This is a genomic window from Aliidiomarina quisquiliarum (assembly GCF_023922585.1).
In the GTDB taxonomy this organism is placed as follows: Bacteria; Pseudomonadota; Gammaproteobacteria; order Enterobacterales; family Alteromonadaceae; genus Aliidiomarina; species Aliidiomarina quisquiliarum.
In genome coordinates this window covers 321,342-344,302 of record NZ_JAMFTN010000010.1, presented here as the reverse complement: position 1 = coordinate 344,302, position 22,961 = coordinate 321,342, and the positions used below count along the sequence as shown (strand labels likewise).

Genomic DNA, 22,961 nt, shown 5'->3' with positions numbered 1-22,961 from the left:
GTCATGAGCTTAAAGAATTATCTTGAGCAGATAGAGCCGAACTTTGTAAAAGGCGGGAAGCACGAGAAGTGGTACCCGTTATATGAAGCAGTGGCAACAATTATGTATACGCCAGGGAGCACCACCAAGGGCGCCACGCATGTGCGCGACCAAGTGAACCTAAAGCGTATTATGATTTTAGTGTGGATGATGACCTTTCCAGCCATGTTCTACGGTATGTATAACGTTGGTTATCAAGCGTCGTTGGCGATTGAGCAGGGTTATCAACTAGCGAGCATTTGGCAGGTTGGCCTGTTTGAAATGCTTGGTGGTAGTTTTGAAAACGCCGGCTGGGGCACTATGCTTTGGTACGGTGCGTGTTTCTTTATACCAATTTACGCTGTCGCCTTTATTGTGGGCGGTTTTTGGGAAGTGTTGTTTGCAACGGTGCGTAAACATGAAATTAACGAAGGCTTCTTCGTTTCTTCGGTGCTCTTTGCGCTTATTCTTCCCGCTACCATTCCTTTATGGCAGGTGGCCCTAGGTATTACCTTCGGGATTGTAATTGGTAAAGAAATTTTCGGTGGTACTGGCCGTAACTTCTTAAACCCAGCTTTAACCGGACGTGCGTTTTTATACTTCTCGTTTCCAGCGGCTATTTCTGGCGACCAAGTATGGACCGCCATTGACGGCCATTCAGGTGCAACGGTATTAAGCGCAGCCTTTAACGGTGCGGGCAAATTTGCTGGTGAGCTGTCGAGCCAAGCAATTGGCGCAGTAACTTGGATGGACGCCTTTATTGGCCGTATTCCTGGTTCAGTTGGTGAAGTTTCTACGGTTGCCGTTGCCATTGGTGGTTTAGCGCTAATTTACTTCCGCATTGCGTCGTGGCGCATAGTGGCTGGCGTTATGCTAGGTATGGCAGGATTTGCAACCATTCTTAACTTGGTTGGCAGCGACACCAACGCCATGTTTGCGATGCCGTGGTACTGGCACTTAGTTGTTGGTGGTTTTGCGTTTGGTATGTTCTTTATGGCGACAGACCCGGTGTCGGCGTCGTTTACGAACAATGGTAAGTGGGCGTACGGTATTTTAATTGGTTTTATGACCATTATGATTCGCGTACTAAACCCGGCCTTCCCAGAAGGTATTATGTTAGCGATTTTATTCGCCAACGTATTTGCACCGCTATTTGACCACTTTGTCGTACAGGCTAATATTAAGCGGAGGGTTTCACGCCATGGCTGATAACAAAGAAACAGTTGGAAGAACATTTGCTGTGGTACTTGTTCTTTGCTTAGTGTGTTCAATTATTGTGGCAGGTTCGGCAGTGTTGTTAAAACCGCGTCAGCAGGCGAATGCCGCTGAAGCAAAGCAGCTGAACATTATGGCCACGGCTGGTATTGAAACAAAGGGCGCAGAAATTGCCACCTTGTTTGATAAGCGGGTGAAAACCTTAGGCTACAACTTAGCAACCAATGAAATTGTTAGTTTCGATACCCTTGGCCAACTGGAAGGTGCGATTGAAAATTCGGCCGCCTTCACGGTAAGCAAAGAAGGTACTGAAGCTGGTGTGCGTGATCAGCACCAAGTGGTGCCGGTATACGAAATTTTAAACGACAGCGGTGTAACCGATTCCTACGTATTAGACCTACGTGGCGCTGGCCTATGGGGCATGATGTACGCATTTTTAGCTATTGAACCTAATGGTGAAAATATTCGCGGCATTTACTTCTATAAGCATGGTGAAACACCAGGTTTAGGTGGTGAAATTCAGAACCCACGCTGGACCGCTCGCTTCAATGGCTTGCAAGCTGTAGACGCTAGCGGCGATGTAACCATTGCAGTGCGTAAAGCAGCTAAAGAAGGTGAAGTAGATGCACTTTCTGGCGCTACTATTACGAGCGATGGCGTGAATAAAACCCTGAAATTCTGGTTAAGCAACGAAGCCTACGGTGGTTTCTTAGCACAGCTGCGTGACGGAGGAGCTAAGTAATGGCGCTTTCAAAGAAAGTTAAAGATACGTTGTTTGGTCCAATTTTGGAAAACAACCCCATTGCTTTACAAATTCTTGGAGTATGTTCGGCCCTTGCGGTAACTTCGAGCATGGATAAAACCTTGGTAATGTGTATTGCACTTACCTTTGTTACCGCCATGTCGAACTTCTCTATCTCGTTGGTTCGTAACTACATTCCTTCGAGTGTTCGAATTATTGTACAAATGACAATTATTGCTAGTTTGGTAATTGTTGTAGACCAGTTCTTGCAAGCCTTTGCTTACGGCATTGCGCAAGAATTGTCGGTGTTCGTTGGCCTAATTATTACCAACTGTATTGTTATGGGACGGGCGGAAGCCTTTGCGATGAAAGAGTCGCCAGGACTTTCCTTCTTAGACGGTATTGGTAACGGCTTAGGTTATTCAGCGGTACTGTTAATTGTTGGTTTTATCCGTGAGTTGTTCGGTTCAGGTAGCTTATTCGGTTACCAAATTATGTCGTTAGTAACAGACGGCGGCTGGTACACACCAGTTGGCTTGTTGGTTATGCCACCAAGCGCGTTCTTTATTATTGGCGGGTTGATTTGGATAATTCGTACCTACCGTCCTAACCAAGTTGAAGCGAAGGAGGTTTAAGCAATGGAACACTATATCAGCATGTTTATCCGTGCCGTGTTCATTGAGAACCTAGCACTTTCGTTTTTCCTCGGTATGTGTACTTTTTTAGCCGTATCGAAAAAAGTAACCACCGCATTTGGACTAGGTGTTGCGGTTATTGTGGTACTGGGTTTGTCGGTACCAGCGGGTAACTTAGTAAACACTTACATATTGTCGCCGGGCGCTTTAGGCTGGGCTGGCTTTCCTGATGCAGACCTAAGCTTTCTACGCTTTTTAACCTTCATTGGCATTATTGCTGCGTTGGTTCAAGTGTTAGAAATGGCTTTGGATAAGTATTTGCCGTCGCTGTATAACGCTTTGGGAATCTTCTTACCGTTGATTACCGTGAACTGTGCAATTTTCGGTGGTGTGTTATTCATGGTTGAGCGTGACTACAACTTTGGTGAGTCTGTCGTTTATGGTATCGGCAGTGGTGTGGGCTGGGCGCTTGCAATCACCTTGTTGGCAGCGGTACGCGAGAAGCTGAAGTATGCGGATATTCCAGACGGCCTTCGTGGCCTTGGAATTACCTTCATCAGCACGGGTCTGATTGGTTTGGGCTTTATGTCGTTTTCCGGCGTATCCCTGTAACCCCTCGGTATAAAGAAGTAGCGGGAATATAAGGAACGAGTCGATGGAAGAAATAATTCTTGGCGTAGGCATGTTTACCATTATAGTACTGGCGTTAGTGGCGATGATTATGTTCGCCCGTTCAAAGCTAGTACCTACTGGTGCCGTGCAGATCGTTATTAACGATGACGCAGAAAAAACAATTAGTGCCCAGCCGGGTGGTAAATTGCTGGGTGCGCTTGCAAATGCGGGCATTTTTGTATCGTCGGCCTGTGGTGGCGGTGGTACTTGTGGCCAGTGTGTGGTGCATGTTCAGGAAGGCGGTGGTGACATTTTGCCGACCGAACGTGACCATATTTCACGTGGTGAAGCTCGTAAAGGTGCGCGCTTGTCGTGCCAGGTGAACGTAAAACAGAACATGCGGATTGAGCTCGACGAAGAAGTGTTCGGGGTTAAGAAGTGGGAATGTGTGGTTCGCTCGAACGATAACGTAGCTACTTTTATTAAAGAGCTAGTGTTAGAAATTCCAGACGGTGAAGTAGTACCTTTCCGTGCCGGTGGTTATGTGCAAATTGAAGCGCAGCCGCACCACGTGAAGTACTCGGACTTTGATATTCCGGAGAAATTCCGTGGCGACTGGAACCACTTTGGCTTCTTTGATGTAGAGTCGAAAGTAGACGAAGAAGTAATTCGTGCTTATTCCATGGCGAACTACCCAGAAGAGAAAGGCATTATCATGTTGAACGTGCGTATTGCTACGCCACCGCCACGTGACTTAAGCCTACCTGCTGGCCAAATGTCGTCGTATATTTTCAGCTTGAAGCCAGGTGATAAAGCCATTATTTCAGGTCCCTTTGGTGAGTTCTTCGCCAAGGAAACCGATGCGGAAATGGTGTTTGTAGGTGGTGGTGCAGGAATGGCCCCAATGCGTTCGCACATTTTCGACCAGTTACGCCGTTTAAACACCAAGCGTAAAATGTCATTCTGGTATGGTGCTCGTTCAGAGCGTGAAATGTTCTATGTTGAAGACTTCGATATGTTGGCCCGTGAAAACGACAACTTCGAATGGCACGTAGCGCTTTCAGACCCGCAGCCAGAAGACAACTGGACAGGTGCTACAGGCTTTATTCATAACGTGTTGTATGAGCAATATTTGAAAGATCACCCTGCGCCGGAAGACTGCGAATTCTATATGTGTGGTCCGCCGATGATGAACGCTGCGGTAATTAACATGTTGAAAGAGCTTGGCGTAGAAGACGAAAACATTATGCTTGACGACTTCGGTGGTTAAGTTGGGCCTGTTAGCGTGAATAACGTTACTCGTTCCATAAGATATTGGCTGGCCCCGCTGGGGCTGGCCTTTTTCGTTTCCGCTTGCAGCGACGCGCCGGAAGCGCATTTAGCAGCAGGGGAAGTAGGTGAGTTGCAGTTTCAAGTGGCCTATTTGCCAGTAAGCCCAAACCAAACTGAGGTGCGAACCGCCGAGCGCATTGGCAGTTTAGTGGGCCACTTGGAAAAACAACTTTCAACGACCTATGCCGGGTCGGAAGTAGCACGAATTAATAATTGGCACAGTACTGAAGCCATGGTGTTAACCCGCGAGCTAGAAGACTTTGTGCGGGCCAGCTTAGAGGCCAATGAAGTAACCGCAGGCGACTTGGCTTTATTTAGCGTTGCGGCAGGGCAAGCGGCTACTGAGCCGTTAAATGCGTTGCTGCTGGTAGACAACCACCAGTTACGAAAAACCGAGCCCAGTTTGCAACTTGAATTCGATTCTTTGCTAAGTGGCTTTGTAGTAGACCGAGTGGCCATTTTAATGGGGCAAATGGGCATTGAGCAGTACCGAATTACTATTAATGGCCAAAGCCGCACCCGCGGCCACCACCGCCTTGAAATGTTAAAACCAACAATGTTGGGGTCAGAACCAACGGGCGCTAAGCCACGGAACTTCGCCCTTGGCTACGCCATAACCCCAAATGGTAGTCAGGTATTCGTGCTGAACAAAACCACCATATTGGCTTCGGCCTTGGCCCAGTGGCTGGCGATGATGGAACCACAGCAAGCGTTAATTGTGGCGGAGCAACTAGACTTGCCGATAGTTATTAATCAGCATGTAAATGGCGCGGTTAAGCGTTATAATAGTAGTGCTTTTCCTTAAGAGGTGATTTATGCAAACTTTTATACTGGCATTTGTGTTAATGCTGATTGTGTTCGCTGGTATGTCGCTAGGCTTCTTAGTTCAGCGTAAGTCGATTGCTGGCAGTTGTGGCGGCATTGGCGCGCTAGGCATGGAAAAAGCATGCGACTGCGCCGACCCGTGCGAAGCGCGCAAAGAGCGTGAACGCACCCGCGCCACCCGCGAGAAGTCTTGGCAAGAAAACCGTATCGTGTGACGCACGGTATTCCGTAGGTACGGCACTGCCGTACGCAGCACCGATGATGGTTGTCACCAATACGCCGTACCGATGATGGTTACCGCCACGGCAGGCCATGCCTGCCCTACGAATAACACAACCTTGTTAAGGACAAGGCCTTGAAAAAAAATTCATTTATACTCTTCTGCCTTGTTCTCTTATTGACAACAACTCCCGCCCGCGCTGATGTTGAATGGAGTGGTTTTGCCAGCTTCGGTGGTGGTTTTACCACTGCGAGCGACGAAGAACTACTGGGTTACACTAACGATCTTGGCTTCAAGCCCGACACCCTATTTGCTTTGCAAGCCTCTTCTTTTATTTCTGATCGCCTTTCGGTGACGGTGCAATTTATGGCCCGCGGCGAGGACGATTTCGACGTGGGTGTTGAATGGGCCTATTTGCGCTACAAACTTTCTGACAGCTGGACCATAAATGCGGGCAAACTTAGGCTGCCTATGTATAGCTATTCCGATTCCCTTGATGTGGGTTACACCTACCATTGGCTGCGACCGCCGGCGAGTGTATACCGAGCACCTTTCGATACTATTTTGGGCATGAACTTCACCAATAATATGATGCTGGGTAATGCTTTAATAAGTACGCAGATTATAACTGGTCGTTTTAATGACGAAATTCGCTTTAACCGTGAACCAGTGCAAGCCGACGTGCATAATATTATTGGCTTTAACACGACCGCAGAGCAGGGTTTTTGGACCCTGCGGGGTGGTTACTTTGTGACGAACGATGTGAGTTTGCACGTGACCAACCCTAACTTGCTTGGGTTGGCCGATATTTTAAGAGCCTATGGTGTTCCAGAAGCGGCCGACGCCTTACTTGCGGAAGGCGACAAAGGTAGCTTTGGTGGTGTGGGCTTTATGTATGATAATTCGGACTTTTTTTTTGGTGGCGAATATACCGCGCTGCGGGTGCCTGGCAGCATGGTGGCACGGCAATTTTCTCAGTACTTAACCTTGGGCAAACGCTTCGGTAATTACACGGTGCACGGCACCTTTGAGCAAACTAAAGATTCACCGGCACGACCCGAACGACACCTACCAACGGTGCCACCAATAACAGCGCAATTGCCAGGCTTGCCGCCTTATTCTGCGCTTGCCGGATTTCTGCAAGGGGCCGCTGCAAGTGAAGTGAAGCGATATGATTATTACACACTAGGGGTGCGTTATGATTTTGATCGGGGTGTAGCGTTAAAGCTTGATATAACTAAATTAAACGACACACGCGGTAATGCGGATGCGAATTTAATTTCTTTTGCTGTGCAAACAGTGTTTTAAGGGGGCATTCGTGATTGCAGGAATGCGTAGCCGCATTGTTATTTTAAGTTTGTTTGTTGCCGCTGCGGTGCTTAATATGCTGACAGGGCATGCCCACGCGGCCGGTGACGAAGCGAACCTTGGCAAAGGCGCCATAGTAAGTAGTAAAGAAATTGAGCTTGATGTGGTGCGGCGCATGTACTTGGGCCAGCAGCGCGACTTTATTGCTGTAAACTTACCCGAAGGGGATAAAACCCGTGAGCGCTTCGAGCAGAAAATTATTGGCCGTACGCCCGCACAAATGAAAGCCCACTGGTCGCGTTTGGTGTTTACTGGCCGTGCTTGGGAGCTAAGTATATTGCGCAGCGACGAAGATATTATTGGCTTTATACAGGCCAACGACAACGCCATTGGTTATATTAGCGACGCCAGCAAAGCCAACGGCCTGTTTATTGTTGAGCGCTTTTAACGGCCAAGAAAATTAGTTGCGAAGTTCAATTTCGACCCGCAATGGGTCGATATGCAACACTCCAACGCCGTCGTTTAATTCTACCGTTAAGTCTTCTAACGGGGTGTCTAAACCTAAGGAGTAAATTCGCACCTGTAACAGGTTTTGGTTACTGTCGGCGCGAACTATCTTAATTTGGTAGGGCAAAATTTGTTGTTCTTTTTGTGTGCGCAGGTTGATGCGCTGGCCATGGTCGTGAATTAAACCGTCGGGCTGCACACTTATCCAGGCTGCTGGATCGTCTTTATTGGCCCCATCGGGTAGAAACGACACTGTCATATCGAAAAAACGAATTGGGTTTAAGGTTATGGTGCCGCCTATTTCCGCTTCTAACAAGGGCTCGCCGTTGCTGTCGAGCAGGCTTTCGGTCATTTGTAATTCGTTGTTGGTAACATGCACAATGGTTTCTAAATGCACAGGTATTTCTTTTTCATCGACAAAAAAGCAACGGTCGGGACTACGGTAGCCATTAAAACTGTCGTGGCCATTTGCCATTGGCTCGTACTGCCAAAAAATTTCACAGCCGGGTAAGCGGGGCAATTCGGCTAAGGCGTCGGGCTCGGTTAAGGCTTGCTTCGACACGCTGGCACTTAGTGGGTAGCTTATTTGCACGATTTCGTTGCTATTGCGTGGGGTAACAAACACATACAGGGTGCGGCGATAATAGCTATTGCTTGCATCGCTAGCGCGTGAAGAAAGAAACCCCTGCTTAACTAACAAGGCCTGTTCGCCGTTGGCAAGAATAATAGGTTCGCCGTGCTGAATAATGGGCGGGAAGTCGCCCACGGTGGTTGGTTGTTCGGTTAAGGCGTGAAAATTTGAGTATTCGCCCGATAAAGCTTGTAGCAACCGTTGTTGCAGTTCAGCTTGGGTTGGCGCGGCAGGCATTGTGTCGGCCATGGCCACTGGCAGCGCCGCGACGTTAAGCGCGAGCAAGGCCAAAGCCTTTGTTTTAATTATTTTTTGAAATAGCATCATTCGCTGTCTTCATTGTTTACCCATCGAATATGCGGCACTATAACACACTCAAAGTTCGTACTTCGCTTTCTTAATGGGGCTAATGCCTAAATGATTCTATATCGAACACCTTTGTTGTTAAGCTTGATTATTCTTCTTCCTGCTACATTCTTTGCCACTCAAGCCAAAGCCACTGTAGTAGCAACCAGCGCCGACATAAATTTACCGCAAGAGCACCGGTGGGTTAGCCTTTCGGCCGTGAATAACGTGGTTTGGGCCGGCAGCGACGACGGCTATGTGGCGCTTTCGATGGACGCCGGTAACACCTTTGAGCTGTCGCGGTTAGCCGCAGATGCCAGCTTGCAGCAGTTGCATGTACGCCAGTTAACGGTGCTCGACGACCACCATGGTTATGCCTTAACGTCGGGCGAGGGGGCGCGCTCGGGCCTGTATATTACCCGCAATGGCGGTTTTAGTTGGCGCCCGCTGTATCGCGGTGAGCAACAAGAGCAGTTACGCTGCATGGCTATAAACCCAACCGGTGAAGCTTGGATATTGGGTGACAGCCAAAATGAACATTGGCATGTGGTGCGGTCGAATAATGGTAAGCATTGGAATACCTCGCGCAGTGGCTTTGCCAAGCGCACCTTGCCCGGCGAACAAGCCAGTAACACCAGCGACAGCTGTGTGCGGTTTGAAAATAATACCTGGTTAATGGGTACCCAAAATGCCGCCGTAGCGCGGATTATGTTTAAAGAAGACAACGCCTTGCGCTTTCAGGTGAGCGACACGCCGCTGGCTGGAATTAGTGCCGTGTGGCCGCTAAACCCCACTACTTTTTTACTGGCTGGCGGTAATGCCACTACAAGCGAGCTTTATACCTACCAACAAGGTGAGTTTAACGCGGTTAACACGCCAGCAATGCACAGTGCAATTGAGGTGTTGTTTCAGCAGGGTGACAAAGTGTTTATAGGTAACCAACATGGCGCCTATGTTAGCCAGTTAGAGCAAACCATGGCGGGTAATGCCAAGTGGGAAAGTATTTTAAGCAACGTTTTAAACAACAGCGAAGAAAGTATCGGTGCCCGTGCTTTTACTTGCAGTAGCAAACACTGCTGGCTGCTAGGCACCGATAATCAGTTGTATCAAGTTAATACGCCGTAATTTTCGCCAAAGCTATTGGCGGGCGGCGGCTTCGATAAAGTAAGCCAGCCGCTGGGCAGACAGTAACAATTGTTGTTGCACAATAGGCGTGGCGTGCTGCACATAGGCTTGGCTAACTTCGCCTTGGTGTTCGATACCTTTGTAGGCATATTCCCGCGCAAGGTGGTTGGCGTCGGTGGCCCATTCGAGTAGTGCGGCGTTTAAGTTGGCCGGCGCCGCTGGTAATGGGTTATTGGCGGCCAATTGTACTGGCTCTAATAACATACCTTCACGCAGCATAACCGTGTCCCATAGGGCATGTAGGTTGGTGCTGTGATCTTTATAGGTAACACGAATGCTGTTGCCGCCCCTGTCTTCATAAAAACCTAAATGCAACGGCTGGTGTAAGTCGGTTATCCAGTGTGTAAATACCCGTAACGCTTCGGCTTGTTCTTGCTTGCTACTGCTTTTGCTAAACATAATAGCAGCGGCGTCGATAGCGGCACCCACCACACAGCGGTGATTGGGGCAGTCGCGTTCCATATTAAAACTGGTTTCCGTGGGTGGCACGTTGGCAAAGTGCAGCGGCCCCATGGCGCGACCTTCTGGCGTGCTGCGAATACGATCGGCCCAGGTGGTCATGGTGCCTAGTGAAGGCTCGTCGACCCGTTGTAGTTTGTCGGTAACCCAAGCGCGGGCTTCGGGCGACAAATACTGCCAAGCGAGATCGCCAATATAGGTATGACCTTGAAAACCCCAAGCGTGGGTTTGGTATGGCATTATTGCCGCGAATAACAAGGCCAAAAGCATAGCGGCAGACCGTGCCTGCCGGACAACGGGAAGATTATTGCGCATTAAGTGAGGCTCCGGTTACTGGCTGGCTGTCGTCGGCCATTAAATACAAATAAGTAGGCATTAGGTCGGCTGGGGTTTTTAATAAATTGACGTCTTCAGCGGGGTAGGCGCGCGAGCGCATTTTGGTGCGGGTGGCACCGGGGTTGATTACGTTTACGCGCAAGTTGGTGCCTTCGTATTCGTCGGCGAGCACTTGTGCCATGCCTTCGGTGGCAAACTTCGACACCGCATAAGGGCCCCAATGGGCGCGCCCTTTACGGCCAACACCAGACGAAGTGAAAATAACCGAGGCGGCGTTAGAGTTAAGTAACGCCGGTAAGAGGGCCTTGGTCATCATAAACTGGGCGGTTACGTTCACATGCATAACGTCGTTCCAGGTGGGTAAGTCGACGTGGCCGAAGGGCGACAGTATGCCTAACATGCTAGCGTTATGTAACAAACCGTCTAAACGACCAAATTGGTCTACAATAGTAGCTGCCATGTCGCGATAATGGTTTTCGGTGGCGCCTTTCATGTCGAGCGGTATTATTGCTGGCTCGGCGCCGCCGGCGGCAACAATGTCGTCGTACACGGCTTCGAGTTTGGCCACGGTGCGGCCGAGTAAAATAACGGTAGCGCCATATTTAGCGTAGTTAAGGGCGGCTTCACGGCCAATACCGTCGCCGGCACCGGTAACGAGAATGATTTTATTTGCTAAGGCGTTTGCTTGTGGCTTATATTTTTGATGATTCTGCATATTTCCAACTTTTTGATTAGACTTGTGCATTTGATTTGTCCATATTGTACAGTAGAACTTAAGACGATCTCAGCTAGTACGTGCGAATAGATAAAAATAACTTTAACATTACGCGCGAGCGGTGTATAAAACTCGTTAACAATTACCCAAAGTGGGCCAGCACTTAAAGCCCAGGTGGGCCTAGAATTAGAACAACAAGGATTGGGGAAATCTCATGAAAAAATTGTTTCTGTCATTGGCAGTCACTTCAGCGCTCGGTTTAACGGGCTGTTTATCGGATGGCGACAACGCCCCGGTAACACATGAAGAAATTAACATCTCGGCAACGCGTGTTGTCTTCGACCCAGGCATGGGTAAGTTAACTGTTCCTACGGATATTTTATTGGGTGGCACTACCGACGGCACATTAATGCTGCCAGTGGCCAACCGTGATAATTATGCTGACCCTTCTGCGGCTATTTCTGCGTTAGACGGTTGGTCGACAGCAATGCCGTTTGATTTTGAATTCGACGGTACCTTTAATGAAAACGGCGACCCAATTGGTATAGACGGTCGCAGTGTTACTGCGGTTGGCTCTATACGCATGTATGAAGCTGTGATGGGTGCCGACATGAGTGTCGAAGCTTGTGCCACAGTTCCTGCTGGTGCGGTATGTACTATCACCGGTGAATTAAGCCATGGTGAAGACTTCACGGTGGTATGGGCAAATAATAAAGCACGGGTTATTCCGCTGAAACCACTAAAACCGAAAACTGGCTATGTGGTAAGCATTACCGATAACGTTGTAGATGAAATTGGCCGTTCGGTAGCGCCTTCTACCACCTATTATACGCTGAGCAAACCGATTGCCACCGACCCGATTGGTGGGGCTTCAGAGCAGGCCCTGCAAGGTATGATTAACAGCCAGCGTGGCGCTTTGGCCGCCGCCGGTGTTGACGTAAGAACGGTGATTCATTCCAACTCGTTCACTACCCAGTCGGTGGGTGACGTGTTAGGCGTTATTAAGCAAATGATGCTGCAGCCTAGTTTAGCTCCACAGTTGGTTGCTGGCCCTACTGGCGCGAATGCGGGCCAGTTGCTGGCACAAGCAGGCCAAGTTACCCCGGGTAGCCAAAGCTATATGGTTGCCACTGCCGCTGACATTTATGCCGGCCAGGTGAACTTACCTTACTTCAGCCCAGAACCAACCGCAGCGAAGCCAGATGCACCTTTAAAAGGTCGTTGGCAGGCTACTGCAGTAAGCCCAGCGTCGATTCAAATTGCGCTTGGTTCAGGTGCGTTAACCCAAGACGAATTGATTGCAACCTTAGTTGGTTTGGGTTTAAACCCAGCGGAAGTGCTGGCCGACCCACGTAAACTGGCGGGTGCAATTCCTTATGAAGCGGCGCCATTAGCGCTTTATAACCCTAACTTTGACCCAACTAAAGCGGTACACCCTGAAACCAACCCACGTGGTTTAGACCAAGGCCGCCACTTAACGAAGTTTAACCCGATTCCACGTCCGCAAAACCTACCACAGGTACCTTTGCTGATGTCGGTGCCTAACTTAGCGGTTGCTAACGCTTTACGTGCAGCTCAGCAATTACCTGCCTTAGAGCAACCGGCCGAGGGTTGGCCGATTGTTATTTTCCAGCACGGTATTACTGGCTCGAAAGAAAACTTCTTAGCTATTGCGGGTACTTTTGCCATGTTTGGTCATGCGGCAATTGCCATTGACCACCCATTGCACGGTGAACGTGGTTTCCCAGGTGGTATTAACGCCACTACAGGAAAAGGTTCACCAACCAACTACTTGAACCTTGCTAGCTTATTAACCGCCCGTGATAACTTGCGCCAGTCGGTGTCGGACTTATTAGGTGTGCGTTTAAGCCTAAGCAATGGTGCGGCAAACTTTGGTGGCGCTGCCATTAACGGTAACGACGTGAAGTTTACTGGCCACTCGCTGGGTGCGATGGCGGGGCATAACTTTGTTGCCTTGGCAAACACCACTGTTGGTGGCGACATGGCCCCAATGGTAGACCCACTGTACAAGGTGAAAGCCGGTGCGTTAGGTATGCCTGGTGTTGGTATTGCGCCGTTCTTACTTGAGTCGCAAAGTTTTGGTCCGTTAATTGGCGGTATGTTGTCGTTCCAGTCGTTCCCGAAGTTTGCTGAGTTTGCACTTGAAGAAGCAACTAATTCGGGTGTGGTTCCTGGTAGCGACGAGTTTATGAATAAGCTTGGCGTGTACTACACCATGTACTTTAACGGTGTAGCCAGTGCTCCTGAAGCTGCCGCACGGGATGCCTTGTTAGCGCAGTTCCAGTTTGCCGCACAAACGGTTGTTGACTCAGGTGACCCACTGAACTACATGCGCCGCATGGTAAGTTCGAAAACTCCAGTGTTTTTAATTGAAGCACTAGGCGATAAGACCATTCCAAACAGTACCGCGCACCCATTAGGTGGCACCGAGCCAATGATTCGCTTGTTAGGTTTAGCCAGCATTAAAGGCCCAGCTCAGTCGACGGATGGCAAACCAGTTACTGGTGCGGCCCGTTACTTGAAAGGCGGCCACGCTGGTTTACTGAGCCCAGCCGACGATGCAGCAACCACGGCGAACCAGCAAACAGCGATTGCTGCTTGGTTTGGCACCGGCATGTTGCTACTGAATGTTGACCCGACGCTAGTGAAACAGTAACAACTATTTAGTTAGCAAAAGAAATGAATGGAAGGCCTGCTGTTTAGCAGGCCTTTTTTGTTGCTGGCCTGTGTTAAGATAAGCGCCTACTTTTGAACGCGGAGTTAATAACGCATGACAGACTTTTTATTAGCGCTTTGGACCGATTACGGCGCTTTCCTTTTAAAAACCTTAACCATTGTAGTGGCACTTATTTTTATGGTGGGCATTGTTGCTAATGCCGCTGGGCGGCAGCGAGAAAGCGGCGGTGAGTTACGGGTAGATAACCTAACCAAAAGCTTAGAGCGCACGGTAACGCAAATGAAAATGAATCTTGCCTCGGGTAAAGAGCGCAAGTTATTGCAAAAAGCCGAAGAGAAAAAAGCCAAAGCCGAAGGGAAAGGCAAGGCGGCAGAGAAAAAGCCAAGCGGCCGTTTGTTCGTGATCGACTTTAAAGGCTCGGTAGATGCCAAAGAAGTGGAGTCGTTACGTCGTGAAATTACCGCTATTTTGTCGGTAGCGGAAAAAGGCGACGAAGTATTGCTGCGCTTGGAAACCGGCGGTGGTGTGGTGCATGGCTATGGTTTAGCTGCGGCGCAATTGAAGCGCCTGCGTGAGCAAAACATTCACTTAACCGTGTCGGTAGACAAAGTGGCTGCCAGTGGCGGTTATATGATGGCCTGCATTGGTAATGAAATTGTGGCTGCACCTTTTGCTATGGTGGGCTCGATTGGCGTGTTGGCGCAAATACCTAACTTTCACCGCTTGTTGAAAAAGAACAACGTGGACTTTGAGCAAATTACCGCCGGTGAATTTAAGCGTACCTTAACGGTATTTGGTGAGAACACCGACAAAGATCGGGAAAAATACCAAGAAGACGTGGAAAATATTCATTCGTTGTTTAAGAAATTCGTAAAAGAGCACCGCACCGAGCTAGATATAGACGCGGTTGCCACCGGTGAAGTGTGGTTTGGCCAAGATGCCATTGATAGAGGCTTAACCGACCGCATTGGTACCAGCGACGACTTGTTGATGCAGGCGGTAAAAACCAAAGACGTGCTGCGCGTACAATATAAGCCGCGGGTAAAATTGGGCGAGAAGTTAGCGCAGCAAGTCACTGTTGCAGTTGAACAGTCTTTACTACGCTGGTGGCAGAATAGCCGCTTCTTTTACTAGTGCTTTTCGTTTAAATGTTTTGGGCCGAGCATTTCAGTGAGCAATTGCTCGGCCATGGCTTGATTCATGTAGCGGGGCACGGCGTAAGTAAACCGTGCTTCGCTGCGGGCCGCTTTGGCAATATAAGGTATGTCGGCCGCTTGCAGTTCTGGCGGGTGCTTCGGGATACCAAATTCTTCGTTTAAGGCTTCAATTTTTGCTATTAACGCTTCGGCGGCGGCTTGATCGTTGCTGTCGCTACTAATTCCACAGTGCCGAGCCAGCTGCGCCATGCGTTGTTTAGCCCGCGCGCTGCCGGCTAAAGAAAAGGTTAATACATAGGGCATGACCATAGCATTCGCTAGGCCGTGAGGCACGTGGTAAAGGGCGCCTAAGTTATGCGCAATAGCATGAATGTAACCTACCCCAGCTTGTGTAAAGGCCATGCCACCGAGCATTGAAGCTTGTGCCATGTGCTGGCGCGCCTCTAAATTGTTGCCCTGGTGATAAGCCGTGGGCAAGTGCTGAAATACCAAGCGCGCACATTCCAGGGCACATTCGTTGGTATGGGTGGTGGCATTGCGCGACAAGTAAGATTCAATGGCGTGGGTAAGGGCGTCGATGCCCGTGGCGGCGGTAATGGCTGGCGGCAAGCCTTGCATGATTTGGGCGTCGAGTGCTAGCGCCGTGGGCATGAGTTTAGGGTCGAGTACGGCTAACTTACGTTTGGCCACCGGATCGGACACTACCGCGGCTATGGTTGCTTCTGACCCCGTTCCTGCGGTGGTGGGGACAACGTATAACGGCAAAATGCCTTTACGCACTTTAAATAGCCCGGTCATGTTTGCCAGTGGCTTGTTATTTTTGGCTAGCGCGCCGATCATTTTCGCGCCGTCGATAACTGAACCACCACCAATGGCTAAAATAGCGTCGGCCCCCACTTGGTTTAATAAGGCATAACCTAGTTCAATTTGTTCTAAGGTGGGGTCGGGTAAAATACCTGAATAGGTTGTATGCTTAATATTCAGCGCCGTGGCTTGATCGTATAAGGGTTGAATAAGGCCCAGTTTAACTAAGGTGGCGTCGGTAACAATAAGTAAGTGTTGGTGGTTTTGTTGGGCAATGTGTTGCAACAGTTGTTGCGAACTACCCGGACCTGTAAAACGTAGCGGCCACTTGAACGGCAGCAAGCGCGTTACTATTTTAAAAATATACATGTACACATGAAGAAAACATTTTTCGATAAAGAACAGCATGGCGCCACCTTTTTTTATTGTAAGCCGTTGTGCGCTTATCGTACCTGTAAAAATAGCTGTAAGCAGCGTGTATAGGTAAAATCGATTGAGGCAATAGGTGTTATAAGCTTATATCGTTTGGTTATAAGCGCTATAGTAGGTTCATCGGTTCAGCAAGAGCCACTTTAACTTAAACAAACAGGAGTACGACTATGTCTTTACGTTTAGGCGATACAGCCCCTAATTTCCAAATAGACACCACCAAAGGCAAAATTGACTTTCATGAGTGGATTGGTGATTCATGGGCGTTTTTCTTTAGCCACCCGGCTGATTTTACCCCAGTATGTACCACAGAAATGGGCCGTACGGCACAGCTACACGATGAATTTGCAAAGCGTAACGTGAAGTCGCTTGGCCTTTCTACCGACACGGTTGAAGAGCACGACAAGTGGATTTTAGACGTGAACGATACGCAAAACACTGATTTGCAGTTCCCGATTGTGGCCGACGCAGACCATAAAGTAGCCCAGCTGTATGACATGATTCACCCAGGTGAAAGCGAAACAGCAGCGGTGCGTACAGTATTTATTATTGACCCGAACAAGAAAATTCGTTTAACCATGACTTACCCAATGTCGACGGGCCGTAACTTTGACGAGATTCTGCGAGTGATTGATGCGCTGCAGTTGAATGACAAGAGCAAAGTAGCTACCCCTGCCGACTGGCGCCCAGGTGACGATGTGATTATTCCACCTTCGATTAGCAACGAAGCAGCGAAAGACATTTTCCCACAGGGTTGGAACGAATTACGCCCTTACCTGCGCATGGTAAAACTGTAAGTTAGGCATGGCCTGACATAACGGAACAGTGTTGCAGATAAAAATCAAAGTAGTTCAGGCATTGCCTGAACTACTTTTTTTATGGTTTTTTTTCCAACAAACGCAACAATAACAATGCGCCAATACCTAAGGCAAAGGCCACCGCAGCAAGAAGCAGCTGCGCACTACCAAAAGCTTCGGCGTAGCTAGCTGGGCTGACCAATTGGTCGTTTATTTGCCATGGCCAAATACGGTACAGGGCACCAAGTACGATGCCGCTTAAAAAGGCTAACATGGCATTTTGAGCGCGCTGTAAGGCCCACTTTAATAACCGCGAGAAAGCCATTAAGCCACTAAAGCAACCTAACGCGAACAGCAGTAGCAAACTGATGTTTAAGTTACTAACGGCGGTGGTAATGGGTATGTACATGCCCATAATTAGCAATAAAAAGCTGCCAGAAATGCCGGGTAAAATCATTGCACAAATAGCGATAAAGCCAGCGCCGAAAAACATCCATGGGGTTGGATCGCTTTGCATGGGGGTAAGCAGGGTAATGCAGGTAGCGATGATAGTGCCAACCACAAACCATAGCCCCCGCTGCCAGTTCCAAGTTACATTACGTATAAGAATGGGCAAAGATGCTAAAATAAGGCCATTGAAAAACGCCCATAAGGGCACGGGCTGGTGCTGGAGCATGTAGGTAATTATATTGGTTAGGCTAAAAATACTGACTAAAATGCCACCAAACAGGCAGAGTAAAAAAGTGCCGTCGATATGGCGCCAAGCTAATTTAATTTGTCCGCTAAGCAGCAACTTAATGGCCGCTATATTAACTGAGGCAAGGGCGCTGAGTAAGCGTTCGTACACGCCAAGAATAAACGCCAAGGTTCCGCCCGACACGCCTGGTACCACGTCGGCGGCGCCCATGGCCATGCCTTTTACAAATAGTTTCCAGTACTGATTCATTATTTTACGCCAGTGTGCTGTTATGAATGGGCAATAGTGTACCTGAGCAACCTTTGTTTTGGGTGGAAAATAGCTCCACACCGAACAAATTAATGGAGGGAGCGCGCTGTTGTTGCGTATAACTGTATAGAAGCATGTTTTAAGGTGGAATGCCGGCAGTGCTGTATGTAATTAAAGACAAAGTACAAAAAGCCAGTAACGACAAGTTACTTGAGTTAATTATTGCTGAACACGGAGCGGCCTTGCAGCGCTTTGTGCGGGTGCGAGTGGGCCAAAAAGACGACGCCGACGATGTGGTGCAAGACGTATATGCTAGGCTGGCACAAATGAGCCAGCTTGAGCAGCGGGTGGCTGGACGAATGGACACGGTGCGGAACTATTTATTTCAAATTGCGGTGAATATTATTACTGACCGCTACCGCAAAGCAGTGGTACGGCGCGAGTTTGATCATGTAGATGCCGATGAGCCTTCGACTATATATGGTGCCTTAGGGAGTACCCTAAGTTCGCCCGAGCGGCAGTTGGAAGGTAAACGCACCTTGCAACTGATTCAATTAGCACTAAACGATGTAAAACCTGAGCTGCAGCAGGCGTTTTTACTAAGTAGAATGGACAATATGAGTTATAGGGAAATTAGCGATACTATGGGCGTTTCAGTGAGCACGGTAGAGAAGTATATATCGGCGGTTTTAGTTGCCATACGTGAGCGAGTGTTGCCATGATGAATAAACCAGACCAACCCATGCAACCTATGCAGCTGGCGCTACAGCAGCCGGTGCAAGAGCAGGCGGCCCACTTTGTTACGCGGTTATATTCTGGCGAACTAAGCGCCCAAGAAGAGCGGCAATTGCAACAGTGGCGTAAGGCTAGCGCAGAGCACGAAGAGGCGTTTCAGGCCATGCTGGCCTTGTGGGAGCTGAGTAATAATTTATACCAGCCGGTGGCGCAAAAGCGCACCTTGCAGCGGCGTTTGCGGTCGTGGGGTATTTCGGCGGCGGCGGGTGTGTTGCTAAGTGCTGGGGTGCTTTATTTAGCCACCGACTGGGTGCCTGCTGCGGGGCCTGCCATTAAGCAGCCAATGAGCCAAACTAGCCAACAACCTGCTGAGCAAGCGCTAGCGAGTACGGTGAATAGCATTGAGCCGATTACCGCGGCAGGGGTGCCAGCGGTGGTGCCGCAAGAGCACCGTTACTTACGCACGGGTGTAGGCGAAGTAGACACCGTGGCGCTTTCCGATGGTTCGACGGTTACTTTAAACACGGCGACGACCCTGCAAATTGCCTTTAATGACGAAGAGCGTTACGTGGTGTTGGTGGCCGGCGAGGCCTTTTTTGATGTGAAGTCGGACATGGAGCGGGCCTTTGTAATTGACACGGGCGAGCAAACCATTCGGGTGTTGGGTACTAAATTTAACGTGCGTAAAGAAGAGTCGGCGGTGCGCGTTGCTGTTGTAGAGGGCAAGGTGGCCGTGTCGCGGTTACCGACAATGCCTATTGAAGGTGGTACGCCAAGGGCTGAAGAAATTGATTTTGACAGCAAAGACTATTTTTTAGAAGCCGGTGCGGTTGGCTCGTTTTCGGCCACGGCTGACGTGGTGGCAGAAAGCAACTTTGCCCAAGTAAGCGAAGCGCAAAGCTGGCGCCGGGGCATATTTCGTTTTGATGATTCGTCGCTAGACGCGGTGGTAAAAGAATTTAACCGTTACCGTTCGCAGAAAATTCGCATTATGGATGAAAGCGCCGCCAATTTACGCATTGGTGGCGTGTTCCATTTTAACGACGGCGACGGCTTACTGCAGGCGTTAACAGCAAGCTTGCCAATAGAGTTAGAAGAAACGGGGCACGAAGTTTTAATACGAAAAATACCCTAATTGATAAAATAATTGAGGGGTTTTTGTTTGCCTGCGTATATACCTGTAGAAAACTTATAAAAAGCAAAGGGCAAACTAATGAAACAACACACACACAAACTAAGCTACTTGGTGCGTTGCACCTTGCTGGCTTTAGGCGCCACAGTTGCCGTTCCGGTGCTGGCCGCCGATGCTAAAACCATTCATGAAATTAACATACCTGCGCAAAGTGCGGCTTCGTCGTTGCTAGAAATAGCCGAAGAAGCCAATGTGCAAATAATTTTCTCGCCGGAAGCCTTAAATGCGATTAATGCGCCTGCCTTGGCGGGTAAATTTACTGTGTTTGAAGCAATACAACGTAGTTTGGCCAATAGCGAACTAGAAGTAGTACAACAGGCAGATAATATTTATGTGGTGCGGGTACGTGGTGCCAGTGCAACTGAAGGTGCTGCCACGGGCGCGTCGACGGGACGCATTGAGCGTATTCAAGTGGTGGGCTCGAACATTCGGGGGGCGCGATCGGCAGGTAACTTACCGGTAACGGCGCTGAGCGAAGAAGACATTATTAATACTGGCGCCATGAGCGGCGACGAACTGTTACGGGCGATTCCACAAATTGGCGACGTGGCTTTTACCAGCGAGCGCGTGATTGGTGGCGTGAACGACGCCCGAGGTGACGTGTCGTCGATTAACTTACGGGGCATTGGTACCGGCTATACGCTAACCACTTTAAATGGTCGGCGCTTAGTGTTGCACCCGGGTACGCAAACGGAAAACTTTGTGCCGGTGGCAACAGTAAACTCGAACACATTACCGGTGCGTGGCTTAGCGCGGTTAGAAGTACTGCGTGACGGTGCGGCGGCAGTTTATGGGTCGGATGCCATTGCTGGGGTGGTGAACTACGTATTGAAAGACGACGTAGACAGTAGTGAGTTTTCTTTAAGCCACGGTGGTAGTGATGGTACGTCGTTTGGGCAAACCACAATAAATGGTTTAACAGGGCTGCGCTTTAATGGCGGCCGTACCTATGTAAGCCTTTCGGGTGCCTATTACAAACGCGACGGCATGATGGCCAGCGAGCGTGATTATTCCGCCAGTTTAGACAACCGTTTTCACCCTGGTATTCCAGCTGAGTTTCAGGGTAACAGTGGGCTAGACGGGCGTTTGTTGGGCAGCCCTTGGGGCGTGTTTAATAGTGCTTCGCTAAAAACCTTTCACTTAGAGCCGCGCGCCACGGCTAATTGTAAAGCAGCAATTGATAACGAGGTGTGTGCAGTAAATGGCACCTTGCCAGCTGATTTGCGTTACGACGCGGCACCGGATAGGTCGATGACCGATGACGTGGAGCGGTTAAATGCCTTTGCTTATTTAACCCATGAAGTGAACGCCACCACGGAGGTATTTGCCGAGGCCCTTTGGTATTCAGCGGAAGCCAAGCGGCTACGTGAGCAAAACCATAACTTAACGGCCCAGCGCTTTATTATTGCTGAAAACGCTGCTTTTAACCCCTTTGGGGAAAACGTAGAGCTGCGCAACATTCGGCCCACGGATGTGGGGCTGCGCCGGGTAGTGGTAGACGACTATAGTTACCGTTTACTAACTGGGGTACGAGGCATGTTTCAAAGTTGGGACTGGGAAACTGCAGCGCTTTATTCGGTGGCGAACACCTTAGACACAGACTACAACCGTATTCGTGCGGATAAATTTCAAGCGGCAATAAACCAAACCGACCCGACCAAAGCCTATAATATTTTTATTGGTGGTGATCCAATGAATATGAATACGGGTTTTGGGCGGCGTAACTCGCAAGCGGTAATTGATACCTTTACCGTGAACGTAACCCGTGAGAGCGAAACCGAACTAGCCCTATGGGACTTTAAAGTGTCGAACCCAGAAGCCTTTGCTTGGTACGCGGGCGACATTGGTATGGCCGCCGGGGTGGAATACCGTTATGAAAGTTATAAAGATATTCGCGACCCCTTATTAAGTGGTGCGGTACCGCAAATAGACGGCGTAACTGGAAAAATGCTGTCGGACAGCAACGTGTTAGGTACCAGTTCGACGCCTTCGGCCAGCGGTAGCCGTAGTGTGGTGTCGGCATTTGCCGAGCTAGACGTGCCCTTACATAGCACTTTAGATATGCAGGTAGCCGCTCGTTTTGAGAACTTTTCTGACGTGGGGTCGGTGTTAAAGCCGAAAGTGGCCCTTTCGTGGGTGCCTCACGACATGGTGCAGTTTCGTGCTGCCTATGCGGAAGGCTTCCGTGCGCCGAACTTACCGCAGGTGGTAGAAGTGGGGGTTGAGCGTTCCAATACTCGTTATGACCCATTGCTAGACACCCGCTACGGGGTGATGGAAGTGCGTGGTGGTAACGACAACCTGAAGCCTGAGGAAAGCACCCACGTTTCGTATGGTGTGGTGCTGGCGCCAGTGAGCAACTTAATGATTACCCTCGACTGGTGGGACATTGAGCAAGAAGGCATTGTGGGCGTATTGAATAGCCAAACCCACTTACTTTACGACGCTTTATTGCGTTCGGAAGGGTCGGTGAACGACGCCATTGTGCGCGATACGGACGGCTATGTAATACACATTGAAAACCAATACTCGAACTTGAACCCGCGTAAAATACAAGGCATGGACACCTCGGTTAAATACAGTGTGTTTAGCGACTTTGGCCGCTTTGACTTTAATGTGAACGTGGCGCGGTTGTCGAAGTTTGAGCAAACCCCAGACCCCCGCAGTGCGTTAGTAATTGCGGCGCAAGAGGCAGGTAACCCGGCCGTGCCGAATGACATTGCGGTGCTAGGAGCAGGCGACCTGTTAGGTATTAACGGTAACCCTGAATGGCGCGGTACAGCTTCGATTAACTGGAGCTTAAACCAGTGGCGCGTGCATGCCCGCATGAACTATGTAGGTAGCTTTGAAAGTTCGTGGGTACGTACCGCGGCGGGCGACAATTTGCCGGTACCGACGTGGCGCACCTACGACCTAATGGCTAGCTACGACTTTGGCTCGACGGGTTGGTCGGAGAGTACGCGTATTCGCATAGGTGTACGTAACTTGGAAGACAAAGCACCGCCGGTGAACAGTGGTAGCTTTGGGTATATTGCCGATGTGCACTCAAACCGTGGTCGTTATGCTTATGCCGACGTAACCTTCCGCTTTTAATTTGGTGTAAGTGTGAAGCAGGCAG

At 49.5% G+C, this 22,961-nt stretch carries 21 protein-coding genes; 16 read left to right on the top strand and 5 right to left on the bottom strand.

The window, feature by feature from the left end:
* The first annotated feature begins 3 nt into the window (after positions 1-3).
* The 9 genes from M1L23_RS02440 (at position 4) to M1L23_RS02400 (ending at position 7,355) form a co-directional block, all read left to right on the top strand.
* The gene (locus M1L23_RS02440) at positions 4-1,227 is read left to right on the top strand and encodes an NADH:ubiquinone reductase (Na(+)-transporting) subunit B (RefSeq protein WP_252625402.1); all 1,224 of its coding nucleotides are present in this window, start codon (positions 4-6) and stop codon (positions 1,225-1,227) included.
* Positions 1,220-1,975, top strand: a complete 756-nt coding sequence (gene nqrC / locus M1L23_RS02435) for an NADH:ubiquinone reductase (Na(+)-transporting) subunit C (RefSeq protein WP_252625401.1) — start codon at positions 1,220-1,222, stop codon at positions 1,973-1,975. The genes M1L23_RS02440 and nqrC overlap by 8 nt, the downstream gene beginning before the upstream one ends.
* On the top strand, positions 1,975-2,610 hold the full coding sequence (locus M1L23_RS02430; RefSeq protein ID WP_252625400.1) for an NADH:ubiquinone reductase (Na(+)-transporting) subunit D: 636 nt from the start codon (positions 1,975-1,977) through the stop codon (positions 2,608-2,610). Before nqrC ends, M1L23_RS02430 begins: the two co-directional genes overlap by 1 nt.
* Before the next feature lie 3 nt (positions 2,611-2,613).
* Positions 2,614-3,222: an NADH:ubiquinone reductase (Na(+)-transporting) subunit E gene (gene nqrE, locus M1L23_RS02425; RefSeq protein WP_252625399.1), complete on the top strand. Its 609-nt coding sequence runs from the start codon at positions 2,614-2,616 to the stop codon at positions 3,220-3,222.
* Between the two features lie 43 nt (positions 3,223-3,265).
* The gene (nqrF, locus tag M1L23_RS02420; RefSeq protein ID WP_252625398.1) at positions 3,266-4,492 is read left to right on the top strand and encodes an NADH:ubiquinone reductase (Na(+)-transporting) subunit F; all 1,227 of its coding nucleotides are present in this window, start codon (positions 3,266-3,268) and stop codon (positions 4,490-4,492) included.
* A gap of 15 nt (positions 4,493-4,507) precedes the next feature.
* Entirely contained in the window at positions 4,508-5,359 is an 852-nt protein-coding gene (locus tag M1L23_RS02415) for an FAD:protein FMN transferase (protein ID WP_252625397.1), read from the top strand.
* A gap of 10 nt (positions 5,360-5,369) precedes the next feature.
* Complete coding sequence (nqrM, locus tag M1L23_RS02410) at positions 5,370-5,594, top strand: (Na+)-NQR maturation NqrM (RefSeq protein WP_252625396.1); 225 nt, start codon at positions 5,370-5,372, stop codon at positions 5,592-5,594.
* A 140-nt stretch (positions 5,595-5,734) separates the two neighbouring features.
* Positions 5,735-6,907 (top strand): hypothetical protein, encoded by a 1,173-nt coding sequence (locus M1L23_RS02405; RefSeq protein WP_252625395.1) that lies wholly within the window; start codon positions 5,735-5,737, stop codon positions 6,905-6,907.
* A 10-nt stretch (positions 6,908-6,917) separates the two neighbouring features.
* On the top strand, positions 6,918-7,355 hold the full coding sequence (locus M1L23_RS02400; protein ID WP_252625394.1) for a hypothetical protein: 438 nt from the start codon (positions 6,918-6,920) through the stop codon (positions 7,353-7,355).
* 12 nt (positions 7,356-7,367) lie between these two features.
* On the opposite strand, the gene M1L23_RS02395 is transcribed toward M1L23_RS02400, so the two are convergent.
* Complete coding sequence (locus M1L23_RS02395; protein WP_252625393.1) at positions 7,368-8,372, bottom strand: CpcT/CpeT family chromophore lyase; 1,005 nt, start codon at positions 8,370-8,372, stop codon at positions 7,368-7,370.
* 90 nt (positions 8,373-8,462) lie between these two features.
* On the opposite strand from M1L23_RS02395, the gene M1L23_RS02390 reads away from it, so the two are divergent.
* Positions 8,463-9,515, top strand: a complete 1,053-nt coding sequence (locus M1L23_RS02390; protein ID WP_252625392.1) for a WD40/YVTN/BNR-like repeat-containing protein — start codon at positions 8,463-8,465, stop codon at positions 9,513-9,515.
* Between the two features lie 12 nt (positions 9,516-9,527).
* Here M1L23_RS02390 and M1L23_RS02385 read toward each other — a convergent pair whose 3' ends face one another.
* Together M1L23_RS02385 and M1L23_RS02380 are read right to left on the bottom strand one after the other, a co-directional pair.
* Positions 9,528-10,349, bottom strand: coding sequence for a S1/P1 nuclease (locus tag M1L23_RS02385; RefSeq protein WP_252625391.1), 822 nt, complete (start codon positions 10,347-10,349; stop codon positions 9,528-9,530).
* A complete protein-coding gene (locus M1L23_RS02380; protein WP_252625421.1) occupies positions 10,339-11,085 on the bottom strand; it encodes a YciK family oxidoreductase in 747 nt (248 codons plus the stop codon). Before M1L23_RS02380 ends, M1L23_RS02385 begins: the two co-directional genes overlap by 11 nt.
* Positions 11,086-11,299: 214 nt before the next feature.
* Here M1L23_RS02380 and M1L23_RS02375 point away from each other — a divergent pair, with 214 nt between their 5' ends.
* Both M1L23_RS02375 and sohB read left to right on the top strand, forming a co-directional pair.
* On the top strand, positions 11,300-13,762 hold the full coding sequence (locus M1L23_RS02375; protein WP_252625390.1) for a VolA/Pla-1 family phospholipase: 2,463 nt from the start codon (positions 11,300-11,302) through the stop codon (positions 13,760-13,762).
* A 114-nt stretch (positions 13,763-13,876) separates the two neighbouring features.
* Entirely contained in the window at positions 13,877-14,917 is a 1,041-nt protein-coding gene (gene sohB, locus M1L23_RS02370; RefSeq protein ID WP_252625389.1) for a protease SohB, read from the top strand.
* On the opposite strand, the gene M1L23_RS02365 is transcribed toward sohB, so the two are convergent.
* Positions 14,914-16,152, bottom strand: a complete 1,239-nt coding sequence (locus tag M1L23_RS02365; protein ID WP_252625388.1) for an iron-containing alcohol dehydrogenase — start codon at positions 16,150-16,152, stop codon at positions 14,914-14,916. The genes sohB and M1L23_RS02365 overlap by 4 nt on opposite strands.
* 191 nt (positions 16,153-16,343) lie before the next feature.
* On the opposite strand from M1L23_RS02365, the gene M1L23_RS02360 reads away from it, so the two are divergent.
* Positions 16,344-16,970 (top strand): peroxiredoxin, encoded by a 627-nt coding sequence (locus tag M1L23_RS02360; protein ID WP_252625387.1) that lies wholly within the window; start codon positions 16,344-16,346, stop codon positions 16,968-16,970.
* A gap of 79 nt (positions 16,971-17,049) precedes the next feature.
* Here M1L23_RS02360 and M1L23_RS02355 read toward each other — a convergent pair whose 3' ends face one another.
* Positions 17,050-17,916, bottom strand: a complete 867-nt coding sequence (locus M1L23_RS02355) for a DUF368 domain-containing protein (protein WP_252625386.1) — start codon at positions 17,914-17,916, stop codon at positions 17,050-17,052.
* Positions 17,917-18,065: 149 nt separating this feature from the next.
* On the opposite strand from M1L23_RS02355, the gene M1L23_RS02350 reads away from it, so the two are divergent.
* The 3 genes from M1L23_RS02350 (at position 18,066) to M1L23_RS02340 (ending at position 22,936) form a co-directional block, all read left to right on the top strand.
* Positions 18,066-18,638: an RNA polymerase sigma factor gene (locus M1L23_RS02350; protein ID WP_252625385.1), complete on the top strand. Its 573-nt coding sequence runs from the start codon at positions 18,066-18,068 to the stop codon at positions 18,636-18,638.
* Positions 18,635-19,786 carry a FecR family protein gene (locus tag M1L23_RS02345; protein ID WP_252625384.1) on the top strand — a complete coding sequence of 384 codons (1,152 nt, stop codon included), beginning with the start codon at positions 18,635-18,637 and terminating at the stop codon, positions 19,784-19,786. The genes M1L23_RS02350 and M1L23_RS02345 overlap by 4 nt, the downstream gene beginning before the upstream one ends.
* A gap of 78 nt (positions 19,787-19,864) precedes the next feature.
* Complete coding sequence (locus M1L23_RS02340) at positions 19,865-22,936, top strand: TonB-dependent receptor (protein ID WP_252625383.1); 3,072 nt, start codon at positions 19,865-19,867, stop codon at positions 22,934-22,936.
* Positions 22,937-22,961 lie beyond the last annotated feature (25 nt).

Excerpts from the sequence above, each read along its gene's own strand:
- M1L23_RS02440 (WP_252625402.1), top strand. The coding sequence starts at position 4 with ATGAGCTTAAAGAATTATCTTGAGCAGATAGAGCCGAACTTTGTAAAA.
- nqrC (WP_252625401.1), top strand. The coding sequence starts at position 1,220 with ATGGCTGATAACAAAGAAACAGTTGGAAGAACATTTGCTGTGGTACTT.
- M1L23_RS02430 (WP_252625400.1), top strand. The coding sequence starts at position 1,975 with ATGGCGCTTTCAAAGAAAGTTAAAGATACGTTGTTTGGTCCAATTTTG.
- nqrE (WP_252625399.1), top strand. The coding sequence starts at position 2,614 with ATGGAACACTATATCAGCATGTTTATCCGTGCCGTGTTCATTGAGAAC.
- nqrF (WP_252625398.1), top strand. The coding sequence starts at position 3,266 with ATGGAAGAAATAATTCTTGGCGTAGGCATGTTTACCATTATAGTACTG.
- nqrM (WP_252625396.1), top strand. The coding sequence starts at position 5,370 with ATGCAAACTTTTATACTGGCATTTGTGTTAATGCTGATTGTGTTCGCT.
- M1L23_RS02395 (WP_252625393.1), bottom strand. The coding sequence starts at position 8,372 with ATGATGCTATTTCAAAAAATAATTAAAACAAAGGCTTTGGCCTTGCTC.
- M1L23_RS02390 (WP_252625392.1), top strand. The coding sequence starts at position 8,463 with ATGATTCTATATCGAACACCTTTGTTGTTAAGCTTGATTATTCTTCTT.
- M1L23_RS02385 (WP_252625391.1), bottom strand. The coding sequence starts at position 10,349 with ATGCGCAATAATCTTCCCGTTGTCCGGCAGGCACGGTCTGCCGCTATG.
- M1L23_RS02380 (WP_252625421.1), bottom strand. The coding sequence starts at position 11,085 with ATGCAGAATCATCAAAAATATAAGCCACAAGCAAACGCCTTAGCAAAT.
- M1L23_RS02375 (WP_252625390.1), top strand. The coding sequence starts at position 11,300 with ATGAAAAAATTGTTTCTGTCATTGGCAGTCACTTCAGCGCTCGGTTTA.
- sohB (WP_252625389.1), top strand. The coding sequence starts at position 13,877 with ATGACAGACTTTTTATTAGCGCTTTGGACCGATTACGGCGCTTTCCTT.
- M1L23_RS02365 (WP_252625388.1), bottom strand. The coding sequence starts at position 16,152 with ATGCTGTTCTTTATCGAAAAATGTTTTCTTCATGTGTACATGTATATT.
- M1L23_RS02360 (WP_252625387.1), top strand. The coding sequence starts at position 16,344 with ATGTCTTTACGTTTAGGCGATACAGCCCCTAATTTCCAAATAGACACC.
- M1L23_RS02355 (WP_252625386.1), bottom strand. The coding sequence starts at position 17,916 with ATGAATCAGTACTGGAAACTATTTGTAAAAGGCATGGCCATGGGCGCC.
- M1L23_RS02350 (WP_252625385.1), top strand. The coding sequence starts at position 18,066 with ATGCCGGCAGTGCTGTATGTAATTAAAGACAAAGTACAAAAAGCCAGT.
- M1L23_RS02345 (WP_252625384.1), top strand. The coding sequence starts at position 18,635 with ATGATGAATAAACCAGACCAACCCATGCAACCTATGCAGCTGGCGCTA.
- M1L23_RS02340 (WP_252625383.1), top strand. The coding sequence starts at position 19,865 with ATGAAACAACACACACACAAACTAAGCTACTTGGTGCGTTGCACCTTG.